Source organism: Streptomyces sp. NPDC019396, from assembly GCF_040632375.1.
Lineage (GTDB): Bacteria > Actinomycetota > Actinomycetes > Streptomycetales > Streptomycetaceae > Streptomyces.
Genome location: NZ_JBEYBS010000008.1, coordinates 202,525 through 217,467 on the forward strand (window position 1 = coordinate 202,525; position 14,943 = coordinate 217,467).

Genomic DNA, 14,943 nt, shown 5'->3' on the forward strand with positions numbered 1-14,943 from the left:
GAGATGTGGACCCGGCTCGCGCCCATCGGGCGCGAGCCGGGGACCCACGGCTACCGCCGATACGCCTGGACCGGCGCCGACGCCGACTGCCGGGCCTGGTTCCGGGAGCAGGCCGAGGCGCGCGGGCTGGTCCACGAGACCGACCGCAACGGCAACCAGTGGGCCTGGCAAGGCGACCCCACGGCCGGTGACGCCGTCGTGACCGGGTCCCATCTGGACTCGGTCCCCGACGGCGGCGCCTTCGACGGCCCGCTCGGGGTCGTCTCCGCCTTCGCCGCCCTCGACGAACTGCGCCGCAGAGGCGCTGAGTTCACCAAGCCGTTCGCCATCACCAACTTCGGCGACGAGGAAGGCGCCCGGTTCGGCCTCGCCTGCGTCGGTTCCCGCCTCGCTGCCGGGCAGCTCACCAAGGAACAGGCGCACGAGCTGCGTGACGGCGACGGTGTGTCGCTGCCGCAGGCCATGGAAGCGGCCGGATACGACCCGGACGCCATCGGGCCCGACCCCGAACGCCTCTCCCTTATCGGCGCGTTCGTCGAACTGCACGTCGAACAGGGCCGCGCGCTCGACCTGTCCGGGGATCCCGTCGGCATCGCCAGCGCCATCTGGCCGCACGGCCGCTGGCGCTTCGACTTCCGGGGCGAGGCCAACCACGCGGGCACCACCCGGCTCGCCGACCGCCGCGACCCCATGCTCAGCTACGCCGAGACCGTGCTCGCCGCCCGCCGCGAGGCCGAACTCGCGGGCGCCGTGGCGACCTTCGGCAAGGTGGCCGTCGAGCCCAACGGCGTCAACGCCATCCCCTCCCTCGTCCGCGGCTGGCTCGACTCACGCGCCGCCGACCAGGCCACCCTCGACAAGGTCGTCGCCTCTGTCGAACAGGCCGCGAAGGACCGCGCCCAGCGCGACGGCGTCGACCTCGCCGTCGTACGCGAGTCGTTCACCCCGGTCGTCGAGTTCGGCCACGCCCTGCGCGACGAGATCGGTGCGCTGCTCGGCGGCCGGGCCCCGCTGCTGGGCACGGGCGCGGGACACGACGCCGGAATCCTCTCCGGTTCCATCCCGACCGCCATGCTGTTCGTACGGAACCCGACGGGCGTCTCACACTCCCCGGCCGAACACGCGGCAGAGGACGACTGCGTGGCCGGGGTCCTCGCACTCGCCGACGTACTGGAGGGACTCGCGTGCAGGTGACGCAGACGTACTGGCTGGAGCACGCCTGGCTCGACACCAACGTCGAACCGGGGGTGGTCATCGAGACCGCCGGCGGCCGGATCAAGGCCGTCACGACCGGGGTCGCGCCCCCGCCCCCCGGGGCCGTCGTGCTGCGCGGCCTCACCCTCCCCGGCCTCGCGAACGCCCACTCCCACGCATTCCACCGGGCCCTGCGCGGACTGGTCCAGGTCGGCTCGGGCACCTTCTGGACCTGGCGCGAGTTCATGTACCAGGTCGCCTCGCGGCTCACGCCTGACTCGTACCACGCGCTGGCGCGCGCCGTGTACGCGGAGATGGCGCTCGCCGGGGTCACGGCCGTCGGCGAGTTCCACTACCTGCACCACGCTCCCGGTGGCGCCCCCTATGCCGATCCCAACGCGATGGGCGAGGCGCTGATCGCGGCGGCGGCCGACGCGGGTATCCGGATCACGCTGCTCGACACCGCGTATCTGTCCTCCGGCATGAAGGACAAGCACAGCGGCAAGGCCCCGAACCAGCACCAGCTCCGCTTCTCCGACGGCACGGCCGATGCCTGGGCCGCCCGGGTTTCGCAGCTCAAGGACGGCGAACTGGTGCGCATCGGCGCGGCGATCCACTCCGTACGGGCCGTTCCCGCCGACCAGCTCCCGTCGGTCGCCGCCTGGGCCGCCGACCGCGGCGCGCCCCTGCACGTCCACCTTTCCGAGCAGACGGCCGAGAACGACGCCTGTGTCGCTGTCCACGGCTGCACCCCGACCCGGCTGCTCGCCGACCACGGGGTGCTCGGCCCGCGCACGACCGGCGTCCACAACACCCACCTGACCGACGACGACATCAGTCTGCTCGGCTCGACCGGCACCGGCACCTGTATGTGCCCGACGACCGAACGGGACCTGGCCGACGGCATCGGCCCGGCCGTCGCCCTGGGCCGGGCCGGCAGTCCCCTGTCGCTCGGCAGCGACAGCCACGCCGTCATCGACCTGCTCGAAGAGGCCCGTGCGATGGAGCTCAACGAGCGCCTGCGCTCGCGCACCCGCGGCCACTGGACGGCAGCGGCCCTGCTGCGCGCCGCCACCGCCGACGGCCACGCGGCCATCGGCTGGGAGGACGCGGGCAGCCTCGAAGCGGGCGCACTCGCCGACTTCACCACCATCGCCCTCGACTCGGTACGCACGGCGGGTCCGGTGCCGAGGCTCGGCGCCGAGACCGCGGTCTTCGCGGCGACGGCGGCGGACGTCCGGCACACCGTCGTGGCGGGCCGCCAGGTGGTACGGGACGGGGTGCACACCCTGGTGCCGGATGTGGCGTCGGCGCTGGCGGAGACGATCGGGGCACTGCGGGCCTGAGCCGCCCGCCGGGTTTCACGCCGGAGGATTGCGACGGGAGAAGCGCGCACAGGGGCGATCGCCGACCCGATGCCCAGCCGTCGAGCCGGGCCACCCGCGCTCGCACCCGCACCTGCCCCGGCGCTCGGCGGGTGGTCGGTCTGCCCGTCGAGGATGCCGGCCTGTGCCGTAGGGACGCCGACCAGGGCACAGGCGCATGGTGCCCCTGGGGTGCCCGGGGCGTGCTGACGGCACAGAGAGCACCGCAGGAGACGGCCCCTCAGGCGATGACCGGACCGGGCCCGCTCAGCCGATGGTGACGACCTGCGCCCAGGACGGCGGGGTGTCGGGGACGTAGTCGGGATCGTCCTCGCCCTCGTCCTGGGCCGGGCGCGGGAACAGACCGACGACCGTGCGGCACGGCGGCGGCGCCGACGGCCATGGCGTCTGGCCGTCCGTAAGGGCGACGATCACGTCAGGACGCGGCCGGGCGCGGAGCGCGCGGGCGAAGCCGGAGCGCAGGTCCGTACCGCCGCCGCCGATCAGCTCGATCTTCTCGGCGCGGCAGATCGGTACGGCGACCCCGGCCGCCGCGTCGCAGGAGATCACCGAGACCAGGTCGCGCCGCCCGCCCACCGCCCGCGAGATCGCCGCCACCTCCAGCAGCGCGCTGCCCAGCTCGGCGTCGCTCACCGAGCCGGAGGTGTCGATCACCACGCAGACCCGGGGCGGCGTTCGGCGCAGGCTCGGCAGCACCACCCCGGGCAAGGAGGCCGAACGCCGGGACGGACGACGGTAGCTGTGGTTCCCGCCCGCTCCTGCCGCGCTCGCCGCCGACCGGATCGCAGCGCCCAGCAACTGCCGCCAGGGCTGCGGCGGATGGAACGCCTCGTCCGCCCATCGCCTCCAGCCGTCCGGAGCGTCGCCCGGACGCCCCTTGATCCCCTCGGCGACCCGGAAGCGGACCGCGTCCCGCTGCTGCTTCGTGAGCCCGTGTGCCCCGTCGGGCCCCAGCTCCCAAGGCCGCTCCTGCCCGTCCGCACCGCTGCCGCAGTCCAGCCAGGCCAGCTCCGCGACGAGCCCGGACATCGACGACCGCCGCAGGTACTCCTCCATCAGCAGCCCGTCATCCAGCCCCAGCAGCGATGGCAGCACCGCACCGGCGGGCCGGGGCAGGCCGTCGCCGTAGATGTCATCGTTGATCTCGAAGTCCGCGGCGATGTTCCGCCGCAGCCTCTCCCGGCCCTCGGCCCGGCGGACCCCCGACTCGCTTCGCTCACCCGGACCGTGTGCCCCGTGCTCCCGCGCGTAGCGTTCGCCGCGCCCGTGGTGGTCCCGGAGCAGATGGGAGACCTCGTGCACCCAGACGCCCGCCAGTTCCTCCACCGGCATGCGTGCCACAAAGGCGGGGGAGACGTAGCAGCGCCAGTGCGCGTCCACCGCCATCGTCGGCACCGACCGGTCCTCGACCACATGCAGCGCGAACAACGCGGCGGCCAGGTAGGGACGGACCTTCACCGCGTGCAGCCGGGCGGCCAGAAGCTTCTCCATGTCAAGCCGGAATACGGGCTCGTCGGCGGCCCGCGCCCCTTCCGGCCCGCCCGGGACGGCCCCCGGCGCCGGCGGCACGGGGGCCCGTACCGGACGCGGCGCCGGGGGCCGGGCCATCGGTCGCGGCAGCGGGCGCTTCGCCCTGACCCCCGTCATCGGCCCGCACCCGCCGCGGCCACGGCAGTTGCCGCTGCGGTGGCCCGCCCCACCGACCGGTCCGCACGCCTGGCCAGACCGATCACCCCGGACAGCCGCTCCACCGCATCCGGCACCTCCCAGTCGTCACGCCGCAGCGCGGCGAGCGTGGCGGCCGGGCCCACCAGCAGGTCCGGAGCCCCGGTCTCCAGCGCCCGGACCAGCACCGCCCAAGCCGCCTCCCAGCGCTCCCGTTCCGGCTGTGCCCCGACCGCGGCCACCACCCCTTCCAGCGCCGCCTGACGCAGGTCGCCCCGCACCGGCAGCTCGGCGGAGCCCGGATCGGCCAGCAGTGACTCCGGGTCCGGCAGGTCCATCCGGTCCAGATGCGCGAGGAGTTCAAGCCCGGGCCCGTCCCCGACCGCGCCCCGCACCAGCAACGCCAGCACCTCCCGCGACACCGAGGCCGCCGTGCCGAACGCCAGCAAGGTCAGCGCGGCCTCCCAGCTGCGGGGCGAGGGCCAGGCACCTCCGCGCCGCGTCTCGCTGTTCGGCAGCCGGTGGATCAGCGTGGGCCGGGCCTGGAGGAATCCGCAGACCGCGCGCCGGGCGAAGGCCACCGCCTCCGGCAGCCGTTCCTGCACGAGCCGGGGCAGCTCCGCCCGGGGCCAGACCCCGCCGAGCCCCCGTACCACCACTTCCCGGTCGTGCACCCAGTGCAGATGCACGAACCGGTTGGCCAGCGGCGGGCTGAGCTCCCACCCGTCCGCTGCCGAAGCACGCGGATTCGCCGCGGCCACGATCCTCACCCCTGGCGGGAGTTGCAGTGCACCGACCCTCCGCTCCAGTACGACCCGGAGCAGCGCGGCCTGGACCGCCGGGGTGGCGGTGGAGAGCTCGTCCAGGAACAGCAGGCCCCGCCCGGCCCGTACCAGCTCCACGGCCCACTGCGGTGGCGCCATCGGCACCCCCTGCGTCTCGGGGTCGTCGCCCACGATGGGCAGCCCGGAGAAGTCGGACGGTTCATGGACGCTGGCGATCACAGTCGTCAGCGGCAGGCCGAGGGAGTCGGCGAGCTGGGTCAGGGCCGCGGTCTTGCCGATGCCCGGCTCGCCCCAGAGCAGCACGGGCAGGTCGGCCGACACGGCCAGGGTGAGGGCTTCGAGCTGCTCGTCGGGGCGGGGCTCGGTGGTGGTCGTCCGCAGGAGGGCGAGGAGGTCGTCGGCGAGGGAGAGACGGGCGGGAGCGGAGGTACGGGAAGTCATGGGCATCACCTGGAACGGGGTAGGGGACGGCGCGAACGCGCCGTGAGCAAAGGACACTTCGACGAAGTGGAAGGCGACGGCTCAGCCGGTCAGGGCGTCACGGGGGCGGGTCAGGCTGCCGCGCTTGCGCCGCATGGCGCGAGGCATACGGAGATCGGGGCGAGGACGCCGCTGCGACGCCCTGTCCACACCGGCAGCCGGGTGCACGGCGACCAGCCCGGAGCGGAAGAGGCCGTGGTCTACGCGCCGGGCCACGGCCGACTCCAGTGCCTCCCGGAGCGGCCCGTCACGCAGCAAGGCATTGGGCCCGAGCAGCCCTTCGACCACCGCCAGCGCACCGGCCACATCGCCGTGCCCCAGCCGTTCCCGTACCGCGGGCAGCGCCTCGGGACTGCGGTGCGCCGCGTCGATCGCCCGCAGGCAGGGCAGCGGTGGCCCGCCGAGTGCCACCAGCAGCTCCTCGCGGCGCAGTTGGTCCGCGCCGTGATCGACGGCAGTCAGCACCCCGTCCCGCAGCGCGATCCGGTGCACCTCGCCCCGGCACTCCACCCGGTGCGGATCACGGGACCCGGGTTCGGCAACTGGCGACGGCGCCCACGTTGCGTACGGTGCCAGCATCGGGGCGACCAGCGGATGCAACCGCCCGACCGTGACCAGCCCGGCGCCCAGCAGCTCCAGATCCGGCAGGACCCGGGCCGCCGCCTCCGGCAGCACCGGAAGCGCGGCGACCTCCTGCGGGGCCGGCACCTCACGCAGCATCGGGGCGTGGCTGTCGTCGGGAGCGACGAGTTCGAGCACGGCGCTGCTCCGCGCCGCGAGCCGGACGGTGAACGCCCCACGAGGACTGCGCCCCTCGGCGCGCAACAGCAGCTCGGCTTCGGCGGCCCAACGCGCCACCGCCCAAGGGGAATCGTCCCCGACGGCACACCGCGACCCCAGCTCACCGCTGCGTCCGGCATCCCAGAGATGCCGGTGCAGATCGAGCCGGAAACGCCGGTCGGGATGCGGGTGCGGGTGATGACCGGGGTCGCTCCCGGATCCGTCCCACAACGCCAGGGACATCCGCTGCCCGGCATCCGCCCAGGCCGGCGGTGTCCGTACCACCAACTGCAGTGGTGTGTCGCCGGAACCAGTCCCCGGGTAGCGGGCCAGACAGACGGTGAGGCCGGGACGGAGCAGCCCGTCAGGGGCACTACGGGGCATGTGCCAGCGCAGCAGATCCGGCGCCAGCAGGCGCAGATCCGCGCGAAGGCGGGTGGCAAGACCGGTGCCGTGGCGACGGCCCACGGCGCGCAGATCGAGATCGACATCGATCCGGGCAGCGGCGCAGGCCCCCGCCCAGTCGCCGACCGCACGCCGTGCGGTCGCGGTCTCGATCATGGACGGTGGCACGGCGTACTCACGCACGCGCTGCCACATCAGCAGTCGGGACGGAAACTCGTTCGCGAAGTGATGTGCCATCAGCACTCACCCTGAGCGAACGATTCCCCCAATCCGAACGAGGAGAAGTTCATCATCGCGGGCATCGTAACCGCACCGTTGGCGATCTGTCAGTCCCATTGACTCGCGCGGACGCGGACGATCAGGTGCGGAGGGCCGCGTCGAGGTACTGCCGCACCGGCTCGAAGAGCCCGTACGGCACGTACCGCGGGATCTCACCGAGGGCGACCCACGCGAGCTCGGCCAGTTCCTCGGCGTCCCCCACGCGGGCGGTGCCGCTCAGCACTTCGCAGGCCGTGTAGGACATCAGCCGTCCGGTGTCCGGGTGGACCCGCTCGCCGAGCTGTTCCACGGGGACCACCTCCAGGCCGGTCTCCTCCCGGGTCTCCCGCACCGCGGCCGCTTCGCCTGTCTCGCCGGGCTCGACCTCTCCGGCCGGGAACTGCCAGGAGAGCCGCCCCTCGCCGACCCGTCGGCGCACCAGCAGCACACGGCCCTCATGCACGACGACGGCGGCGGCGACACCCGGCCGTCCGTCCAGGTCCTGATGCGTCATGTCCGCTCCTCCGGGAGTCAACGAGCGCCTTGAGGCAGGTCCGTTGGGCGTCGTCATGAATCATCCACCCGCGGGGTGCCGCTGCGGCAGGAGCGGCAGCGGCCCGGTCCCGGAGCGCGGAAGGCGCGGTCGCAGAGGTCGCAGTTCTGGAGCGGGTCGGGGGGTGGCGGTGGTGCCGTGCCGGCCGGCAGCGGGGGCGGCAGCAGCGCGGTGAGGCGGTGGGCGAGGAAGCCGGCCGGGTGGTGCAGGGTTTCGGGTGGCAGGCCGCTGGTGAGGGCGTGCCGTACCGCGTCGGGGGCCGTTCCGCGTTCCAGCCAGGCGGCGACGGCGGGGGCGAGCCGTCGTACGTCCCGTTCGGCGAGGGTCAGTCGCGGTTCCTGTACGCGCAGGCCGCTGAGCAGGTCGGCGGCGATGCGGTGGAGGTCGGGGGCGTACGCCGTGGGGGTGGGGAGCGGGCGCCGTACCGGGGCCGACCGTGGTGCGGGTGCGGGTGCGGGTGCGGGTGCGGGCGGTTCGGCGGGCGGCTTCGGGGCCGGTTCCGGTCTCGCGACGTCCGCCGCCTCGGCCGCGGTCACCGCCTCACGCGCCCGCTGGGCGGCGACGGCCGCCGGGTTGTTGTATGCGTAAGTGACCGTCGTCCAGGTGCCGTCCGCCAACGGCTGCCGTACGCGCGCCAGGTACCCGTGCTTCTCCAGCTCCCGGAGCGCCTCGGCGAACCGGTCGCGCCCCTCCGGGAACCTGTCCGCCAGGCTGCGGATGTCCACCCGCGATCCGTCCCGCAGCGACAGGATGTGGACGGCGAGACCGATCGCCATGCACGACAACTCGCGGTGCTGGGCGAGATGGTTGCCGACGACCGTGAAGTCGGACGTGTGTGCAGCGATCACCTTGGTGACGCCGCGGCTCGGTCGGTGAACCTGCCCCTCAGCACACTCGGGCGCGTTAAGCTGCGGTACAGCCATCGGGAAGGTCCTGCTTCCTGGGTGGTGAGGCCCTCGTTCGGGATGCCAGTCCCGGCCGGGGGCCGTCGCATATGCCGTGGCATATGCACGAGTTGGTCGGTGCCGACCTTGCCCTGAGCATCGCGCGGAAATCCAGCCAACCGGGTCACGATCACCCGAGTGAGTGACCAGGGGCTCGAGCTCACCACTGTGGGGTGGGAGTTCACCACGGTGGCGTGGGGCGGGTTCTTTCGCCCGGTTCTTTGCTCTCTTGGCGCCTGCGCCACCGGATCCTGGGTCGCCGGTGCGCAGGTCACCGATGCCTGGGTTTCCGGGCTTCGGCGAGGGAGGCGCCGGCGAACTCCCCTTGCGGAGCCCGGACACCTGGGGCGAGTGTCACTGACACGCGGACGAAGGCAGGGAGCATGACCACGCCGACCAGTCAGCATGTCGACCAGGACCTCATCAAGGCGGCAACCCGCGTCGCCCGCACGCGCTGCCGGGGCGAAAACCACACCGTGGCCGCCGCGGGCCGCGCCGTGGACGGACGGATCGTCACAGCGGTGAACGCCTACCACTTCACGGGCGGTCCCTGCGCCGAACTGGTGCTCGTCGGCGCGGCAGCAGCCCAGGGTCTCCATGAGCTGGACACGGTCGTCGCCGTGGGCTACCGCGAGCGCGGGGTCGTTCCTCCGTGCGGACGGTGCCGTCAGGTCCTTCTCGACCATTTTCCCGCGCTCAAGGTCATCGTCGGCGAAGGCGACCGCATCCGGACCGTCCGCATCGCCGAGTTGCTGCCGGAAAGCTACGTCTGGGCGGACCACCAGCTCGGGGACGAGTGATCACTGGCCCACCCGGCCGTCGATCCGCTCGCGCAGAAGGTCGGCGTGGCCGCAGTGCCGTGCGTACTCCGAGATCTGTGCCACCAGTAGGTCGCGGAGCTGCACGTCCCCACCCGGTCGGGCGCCGAGGTCGGCGAAGCCGGCGATGAACCGGTCCGTCACCTCCATCTCGTCCCGCCACTGACGCCAGGCGTCCTCCACGACCGCCGGGTCGGCGACCGCGCCGTTCCAGTCGCCGTCGCGATCCTCCGGGGTGCGGTAGATCCTGGGCAGGTCCTGACCGGCCTGCCGGCGAAAGTGCCGTTCGTCCTCGGCCATGTGCCGCAGCAGCCCGAGCAGGGACATGGTGGAGGGCGGTACGGAGCGCACGGCCATCTGCTCGGCGTCCAGCCCCGCGCACTTCATCTCCACGGTGAGGCGGAAGTGGCGCAGACCGTCGAGCAGCGTGCTGCGTTCGTCGACCGTCTCGGTGCTCGACTCGCGCGGATCGTCGTCCGGGTCGACCCACATGTCGGGGTGGACGGTGGAGGGGGTCCAGCGAGTTGACGCTGCTTCATCGGTGCGCTCACTAGGGTTCACTTGAGCATCCTCGTGCACATCAGCACCGTCCACCATCGGGTATCGCGCTCGCGCCGGCCCTCGCGGCAGCGGCGGCGACCGCCCGGGCGTCCATGGGCGTACGGGACCGCTCTCGGCCCACTCCGTCGTGCCCGGCACCGGCACCGGCACCGGCTCCGGCCCGCAGCGGCAGCCGGCGCCCAGGCGAAGCGCCGTTCACCGACCGGCCGGCGCGGGCTCCTTGAGCAGGCGGCGGGCGCGCAGCAGGCGGACCATGCCGTACACACGCACGGCGGTGAAAGCGAGCACCACGGCAGCCAGGCCGGCGAAGGCCAGATCACTGTCCCGCGCGGACACGTAGAGGAGCATGCCGGCGAAGGCCGTGCCGGAGACGGCGAGTACGGGCTCGCGGACCCAGAAGGGGAGGACGCGCAGAATCAGTCCGATCACGTGGGCACTTCATCAGCTCCGGGCTCGTGCGCGCTGTGATGGACCCCACGATTCCGGCACAGGAGATCACCGGCTTGCCCGCGGCGGCTCACTCGCGGGGGAGACAGGTGCAGGGGGCCGAGCGCGGTCAGGGGCCGCCCGGCCCCGGTACCGGCGCACCAGCGCGGGAACCCAGGGCGCGACGCCCACGGCGAGCAGCATCACCAGCAGCGGCAGCCGCCACCACCACGTCAGGCGCGGCTCAGGCGGCGCGGGGGTTTCGGACACCCAGGGGCGGGCGGTCTTCGACCATGCGAGGAAGGCGTCGCCGATGGGGATCAGGCCGAAGGCGTACCGCTTGGTCCACGGGGTGCCGACCGGTGCGCCCAGCAGCTCGCTGAGGCTGGTCAGGCCCTCGGCGAGCGGGGCGTCGCCGTGGACCTGGGCAGCACCCGCCGTGACCACCGAGGCGGAGAGGCTCACGCCCAGGGGGAGGGGGCCTGAGTCCACGTCGGCGGGGCCGTCCAGGCCGTCGGGGTACTCGCGGACCGCCGGACCCAGGGCGAGCGGCCTGGTCACGTAGCGGTCGCGGAAGCGGGCGTACTGCTCGTCCGCGAAGGACGGGTCGATGTCGACCAGGAAGCGCTGGATCATGCTCTGCGAGGTGGCCCTGGCCACCTCGGCCGGGGCGCCGGTCGCGAGCTCCACGCGGTGCGGCAGCAGGCCGGTGCGCGGGTCGAGACGGTCCCGTACCGCCCGGAGCCAGCGGTCGGCGGTTCCCGCGAACCGGGGCGGCAGCAGCTTGTCGTGCAGCCTCAGCGAGGCCATCGCCACCGTCGAGTCCACCGGCCATGCCTGGCCGGGGTAGGCGGCGAGATACGGAGACGACTTCGAGGCGTCGAAGGCCGCGCCGAGCGCCGCCGAGTCGGCCGTGAACCGGTGCACCTCGGCCGGGTCGCGGCGTGCGACCGGTTGCAGGCTCAGGACGCCGCCGCGCAGCCAGTTCGTCCAGCCCCGGTAGAAGACGCCGTACGACGGGACGAGATCCGCGCTGAACGGGGCGCGGCCCGGCGGCGAGTCCAGCCGTGCCAGCACCCAGCGGGCCTCCCGCAGCGCTTCGGCCCGGGTCGCGTCGCCTTCCGGCTTCCGCATCCCGAGCTCGACCCAGGTCAGCCCGTACAGCGCGTGCAGGAAGAAGTACCCCTCGGGAAAGAGCTGCTGCGCCTCGTCACCGGCCCCGTCGTCCAGGGCCGTCCGCAGGAACGCCAGCTGCCGCTGGACCCCCGGGGGTTCCCCGGTCGTGCCGCCCGTCGCGGGGGCGATCAGGCGCACCGTGCCGAGCAGGGCGCAGAGGCTGACGGCGCAGGCGATCACGCGGCGCGTCCACAGCAGTGCCGTCCGGTGCCGATGCCGTCGTGGTGATCGTTCCCCCGTCATGCGCCCCGAGCCTACCTACGCCCTCGCGGCAGGGGCCCGGACCCCTGTGGAAGCATGGGAACATGACCAGCACCGTCATCACCAACATCGGCGCCCTCGTCACCAACGACCCCGCCGCCGGCGACGGCCCCCTCGGGCTGATCGGAAACGCCGCCCTGGTCATCGACGGTGACACCGTCGCCTGGACCGGCGCCGCCGCCGACGCGCCTGCCGCCGACGAGGGGTACGACGCGGGCGGGCGGGCCGTGATCCCCGGATTCGTGGACTCGCACTCGCACCTGGTCTTCGCAGGTGACCGCACCCAGGAGTTCAATGCCCGGATGTCCGGTCGTGCCTACTCCGCGGGGGGGATCCGCACCACCGTCGCCGCCACCCGTGCCGCCAGCGACGAGGACCTGGAGGGCAACCTCACCCGGTATCTGGGAGAGGCGCTGCGGCAGGGGACAACGACCTTCGAGACCAAGAGCGGTTACGGGCTGACCACCCACGACGAGGAGCGGGCGCTCCGTATCGCCGCCCGGCACACCGACGAGGTCACCTACCTCGGCGCTCATGTCGTGTCCCCGGACTACGCCGACGACCCCGCCGGGTACGTCGCCCTTGTCACGGGCGAGATGCTGGACGCCTGCGCGCCGCACGCCCGCTGGGTGGACGTGTTCTGCGAGAAGGGCGCCTTCGACGGGGACCAGGCCCGCGCGGTGCTGAAGGCGGGCATGGCCAAGGGGCTCATCCCGCGTGTCCACGCCAATCAGCTCACCTACGGCCCGGGGGTCCAGCTCGCCGTCGAGCTCGGCGCGGCGTCCGCCGACCACTGCACGCATCTCACGGACGAGGACGTGGACGCGCTCGCGAACGGCGACACCGTGGCCACCCTGCTCCCGGGTGCCGAGTTCTCCACCCGTGCCGAGTGGCCGAACGCCCGCAGGCTGATCGACGCGGGGGCGACGGTCGCGCTGTCCACGGACTGCAACCCCGGCTCGTCCTTCACGTCGTCCGTGCCGTTCTGCATCGCCCTCGCCGTGCGCGACATGGGCATGACCCCGGATGAGGCCCTCTGGTCCGCCACGGCCGGCGGCGCCGCCGCCCTGCGCCGCACGGACATCGGGCGACTCACCCCGGGCTCCCGCGCGGATCTCGCCCTCCTCGACGCGCCGTCGCATGTGCATCTCGCGTATCGCCCGGGTGTGCCGCTGGTCAGCGAGGTGTGGCGGCGGGGTGCTCGAGTGGTCTGACCGCGCACGCCGGGTGGCCTGCCCGGCCGTCGGTTGGTGCGGCCGGTGGCAGCCTGAAAGACTCGCCGTGTGATTATCGAACGCGCGTACGCACATGTGGCCGGGCAGGAAGACGAGGCGTGGCCCTGGTCCGTGCCCTGCGTGCGGGCGCTGCTGGCGGACGGGCTGTGCTTCACCGCGCCGGTGACTTTCCTCGTCGGTGAGAACGGCTCGGGCAAGTCGACCCTCGTCGAGGCCCTCGCCGAGGGCTTCGGGCTGGACCCCTGGGGCGGCTCGCACGACTGGCGCTATGCCAGTCACCGCTCCAAGTCGGCACTGGGCGAGCGGATACGCTTCGACGCCGCGCCGCGAGGTCAGCGCATGCTGGGGAGCTGGTCGGCACGGAAGGGATTCTTCCTGCGGGCCGAGACGGCGCTGGACGCGCTGGACCGGGAGGGGTTCGCGCCGGATTCCGTGAGCCATGGTGAGGGCTTTCTCGCCGCGTTCCGGGGGAAGTTCCTCCAGCCGGGGCTGTATGTGATGGATGAGCCGGAGGCGGCGCTCTCCTTCACCTCCTGTCTGGAGCTGATCGGCTGTGTCGACCAGCTCGCGAAGGCCGGGGGGCAGGTCATCTGCGCCACCCACTCCCCGCTGCTGACCGCGATGCCGGGTGCCGACATCATCGAGGTCGGTGACCACGGTATGCGCCGGGTGGCCTGGGGCCAGCTGTCCCTGGTCGACCACTGGCGCCGTTATCTCGCCGACCCGCAGTCCTATCTGCGGCACATCCTCGACTGAGGAGCTGTTGACCTTCCGCTGAGCGGCAGCACCCGTCGCTGAACGACTCATTCGTACCGCTGGTCACGGGTTGACCGTCTCACCCTGTCCCGGGAGGTTTTCGGCCGGTACCGTCCTGTCCGGGGAAGCTCAGGGGGAGACCGGGGGGTCGAGTTGAGCGGTTCGAGCGGTCTGCACGCGCGTGTCATCAAGCCGGAGGAGCTGGGCGGGACCGAGTGCGAGTCCTGGCGTGAGCTGCGCGCCGAGTCCGGGGCTCCCGCCAATCCGTTCATGGAACCCGAGTTCACCCTCGCCGTCGCGGCTGTGCGGCCGCGCGCGCGGGTCGCGGTGATCGAGGAGGGCGGGAGCCCGGCCGGCTTCTTCCCCTACGAGAAGGGGCCCTTCGGGCAGGGCCGTGCCATCGGGCTCGGGGTCTCCGACTGCCAGGGCCTGGTGCTGCGGCCCGGGGTGCGGCTGTCGGCGCGGGAGCTGTTGCGCTGCTGCTCGCTGGCCACCTGGGAGTTCGACAACCTGGAGGCCGGTCAGACGCTGTTCCTCCCGGACAGCGACGAGGAGTTCGGCTCGCCCGTGATCGACATCGGCGGGGGTTTCGCCGCGTACGAGGAGCACCTGCGGCGGCACGCGCCCAAGTTCCACCGGACCACGGCGGCCAAGGAGCGCAAACTCGCCCGGCAGACGGACGCCGGCGCGTTGCGGTTCGTCTTCGACGAGCGCGATCCGGCCGCGCTGCGCACCCTCATGGAGTGGAAGTCCGCTCAGTACCGCAGGACGGGCCGCCGAGACCGCTTCGCCCAGGACTGGATCCGCGCGCTCGTGCGGCGGCTGCACGAGATCCGCACGCCGGGCTGTTCCGGGGTGCTGTCCGTGCTGTACGCGGCGGAGCGGCCGGTCGCCGCGCACTTCGGGCTGCGTTCGCGCACGGTGCTGTCCTGTTGGTTTCCCGCGTACGACACCGACTTCGCCAAGTACTCGCCGGGGCTGATCCTGCATCTTCGGATGGCGGAGGCCGCGGCGTCCGAGGGCATCGGGATGCTCGACCTGGGGCGGGGCGCCGCCGAGTACAAGGACTCGCTCAAGACCGGCGAACTCCGCGTCCACGGCGGCTCGTCGACACGGCCAGGGGCCCGGGCCGCGCTGCACCGGCTGAGCCGGGAGCCCGTCCGGCGCGCCCACAGCTACGTACGCGACAGACCACGGCTCGCCCAGCACGCCCAGCGGGCACTGAAGCAGTTCGGCCGGCTCCGGGTCCAGTGAGGGGAAA

Annotated in this window: 14 protein-coding genes; 6 read left to right on the forward strand and 8 right to left on the reverse strand. The window is 73.1% G+C overall.

What is annotated here, in order from left to right:
• The first annotated feature begins 3 nt into the window (after positions 1 to 3).
• The gene (locus ABZ532_RS12230) at positions 4 to 1,194 is read left to right on the forward strand and encodes an allantoate amidohydrolase (RefSeq protein ID WP_361281701.1); all 1,191 of its coding nucleotides are present in this window, start codon (positions 4 to 6) and stop codon (positions 1,192 to 1,194) included.
• Positions 1,185 to 2,540, forward strand: coding sequence for a formimidoylglutamate deiminase (locus tag ABZ532_RS12235; protein WP_361281534.1), 1,356 nt, complete (start codon positions 1,185 to 1,187; stop codon positions 2,538 to 2,540). The genes ABZ532_RS12230 and ABZ532_RS12235 overlap by 10 nt, the downstream gene beginning before the upstream one ends.
• A 285-nt stretch (positions 2,541 to 2,825) precedes the next feature.
• On the opposite strand, the gene ABZ532_RS12240 is transcribed toward ABZ532_RS12235, so the two are convergent.
• From ABZ532_RS12240 to ABZ532_RS12260, 5 genes are all read right to left on the reverse strand, one after another.
• Complete coding sequence (locus ABZ532_RS12240) at positions 2,826 to 4,070, reverse strand: VWA-like domain-containing protein (protein WP_361281536.1); 1,245 nt, start codon at positions 4,068 to 4,070, stop codon at positions 2,826 to 2,828.
• A 152-nt stretch (positions 4,071 to 4,222) separates the two neighbouring features.
• Positions 4,223 to 5,470 carry a MoxR family ATPase gene (locus ABZ532_RS12245; protein ID WP_361281538.1) on the reverse strand — a complete coding sequence of 416 codons (1,248 nt, stop codon included), beginning with the start codon at positions 5,468 to 5,470 and terminating at the stop codon, positions 4,223 to 4,225.
• Between the two features lie 81 nt (positions 5,471 to 5,551).
• Positions 5,552 to 6,931, reverse strand: coding sequence for a hypothetical protein (locus ABZ532_RS12250; RefSeq protein ID WP_361281540.1), 1,380 nt, complete (start codon positions 6,929 to 6,931; stop codon positions 5,552 to 5,554).
• A gap of 121 nt (positions 6,932 to 7,052) precedes the next feature.
• Positions 7,053 to 7,466, reverse strand: a complete 414-nt coding sequence (locus ABZ532_RS12255) for an NUDIX hydrolase (protein ID WP_361281542.1) — start codon at positions 7,464 to 7,466, stop codon at positions 7,053 to 7,055.
• Between the two features lie 53 nt (positions 7,467 to 7,519).
• Entirely contained in the window at positions 7,520 to 8,353 is an 834-nt protein-coding gene (locus ABZ532_RS12260) for a hypothetical protein (RefSeq protein WP_361281544.1), read from the reverse strand.
• Between the two features lie 479 nt (positions 8,354 to 8,832).
• Here ABZ532_RS12260 and ABZ532_RS12265 point away from each other — a divergent pair, with 479 nt between their 5' ends.
• The gene (locus tag ABZ532_RS12265; protein WP_361281546.1) at positions 8,833 to 9,249 is read left to right on the forward strand and encodes a cytidine deaminase; all 417 of its coding nucleotides are present in this window, start codon (positions 8,833 to 8,835) and stop codon (positions 9,247 to 9,249) included.
• Here ABZ532_RS12265 and ABZ532_RS12270 read toward each other — a convergent pair whose 3' ends face one another.
• The 3 genes from ABZ532_RS12270 to ABZ532_RS12280 all read right to left on the reverse strand — a co-directional run bounded on the left by ABZ532_RS12270 (position 9,250) and on the right by ABZ532_RS12280 (position 11,673).
• Positions 9,250 to 9,828, reverse strand: a complete 579-nt coding sequence (locus ABZ532_RS12270; RefSeq protein ID WP_361281548.1) for a DinB family protein — start codon at positions 9,826 to 9,828, stop codon at positions 9,250 to 9,252.
• 195 nt (positions 9,829 to 10,023) lie between these two features.
• The gene (locus ABZ532_RS12275) at positions 10,024 to 10,257 is read right to left on the reverse strand and encodes a hypothetical protein (RefSeq protein WP_361281550.1); all 234 of its coding nucleotides are present in this window, start codon (positions 10,255 to 10,257) and stop codon (positions 10,024 to 10,026) included.
• Between the two features lie 66 nt (positions 10,258 to 10,323).
• Positions 10,324 to 11,673, reverse strand: coding sequence for a hypothetical protein (locus ABZ532_RS12280; RefSeq protein ID WP_361281552.1), 1,350 nt, complete (start codon positions 11,671 to 11,673; stop codon positions 10,324 to 10,326).
• Positions 11,674 to 11,735: 62 nt separating this feature from the next.
• On the opposite strand from ABZ532_RS12280, the gene hutI reads away from it, so the two are divergent.
• From hutI to ABZ532_RS12295, 3 genes are all read left to right on the forward strand, one after another.
• Positions 11,736 to 12,905 (forward strand): imidazolonepropionase, encoded by a 1,170-nt coding sequence (gene hutI, locus ABZ532_RS12285; RefSeq protein WP_361281554.1) that lies wholly within the window; start codon positions 11,736 to 11,738, stop codon positions 12,903 to 12,905.
• A 69-nt stretch (positions 12,906 to 12,974) separates the two neighbouring features.
• A complete protein-coding gene (locus ABZ532_RS12290; RefSeq protein ID WP_361281556.1) occupies positions 12,975 to 13,682 on the forward strand; it encodes an AAA family ATPase in 708 nt (235 codons plus the stop codon).
• Positions 13,683 to 13,853: 171 nt separating this feature from the next.
• Complete coding sequence (locus ABZ532_RS12295) at positions 13,854 to 14,936, forward strand: GNAT family N-acetyltransferase (protein ID WP_361281703.1); 1,083 nt, start codon at positions 13,854 to 13,856, stop codon at positions 14,934 to 14,936.
• The last annotated feature ends 7 nt before the right edge of the window (positions 14,937 to 14,943 follow it).

What these genes read in the sequence shown, in the direction of transcription:
- ABZ532_RS12230 (WP_361281701.1), top strand. Translation starts at nt 4, where the DNA reads ATGTGGACCCGGCTCGCGCCCATCGGGCGCGAGCCGGGGACCCACGGC.
- ABZ532_RS12240 (WP_361281536.1), bottom strand. Translation starts at nt 4,070, where the DNA reads ATGGAGAAGCTTCTGGCCGCCCGGCTGCACGCGGTGAAGGTCCGTCCC.
- ABZ532_RS12245 (WP_361281538.1), bottom strand. Translation starts at nt 5,470, where the DNA reads ATGACTTCCCGTACCTCCGCTCCCGCCCGTCTCTCCCTCGCCGACGAC.
- ABZ532_RS12250 (WP_361281540.1), bottom strand. Translation starts at nt 6,931, where the DNA reads ATGGCACATCACTTCGCGAACGAGTTTCCGTCCCGACTGCTGATGTGG.
- ABZ532_RS12255 (WP_361281542.1), bottom strand. Translation starts at nt 7,466, where the DNA reads ATGACGCATCAGGACCTGGACGGACGGCCGGGTGTCGCCGCCGCCGTC.
- ABZ532_RS12265 (WP_361281546.1), top strand. Translation starts at nt 8,833, where the DNA reads ATGACCACGCCGACCAGTCAGCATGTCGACCAGGACCTCATCAAGGCG.
- ABZ532_RS12280 (WP_361281552.1), bottom strand. Translation starts at nt 11,673, where the DNA reads ATGACGGGGGAACGATCACCACGACGGCATCGGCACCGGACGGCACTG.
- hutI (WP_361281554.1), top strand. Translation starts at nt 11,736, where the DNA reads ATGACCAGCACCGTCATCACCAACATCGGCGCCCTCGTCACCAACGAC.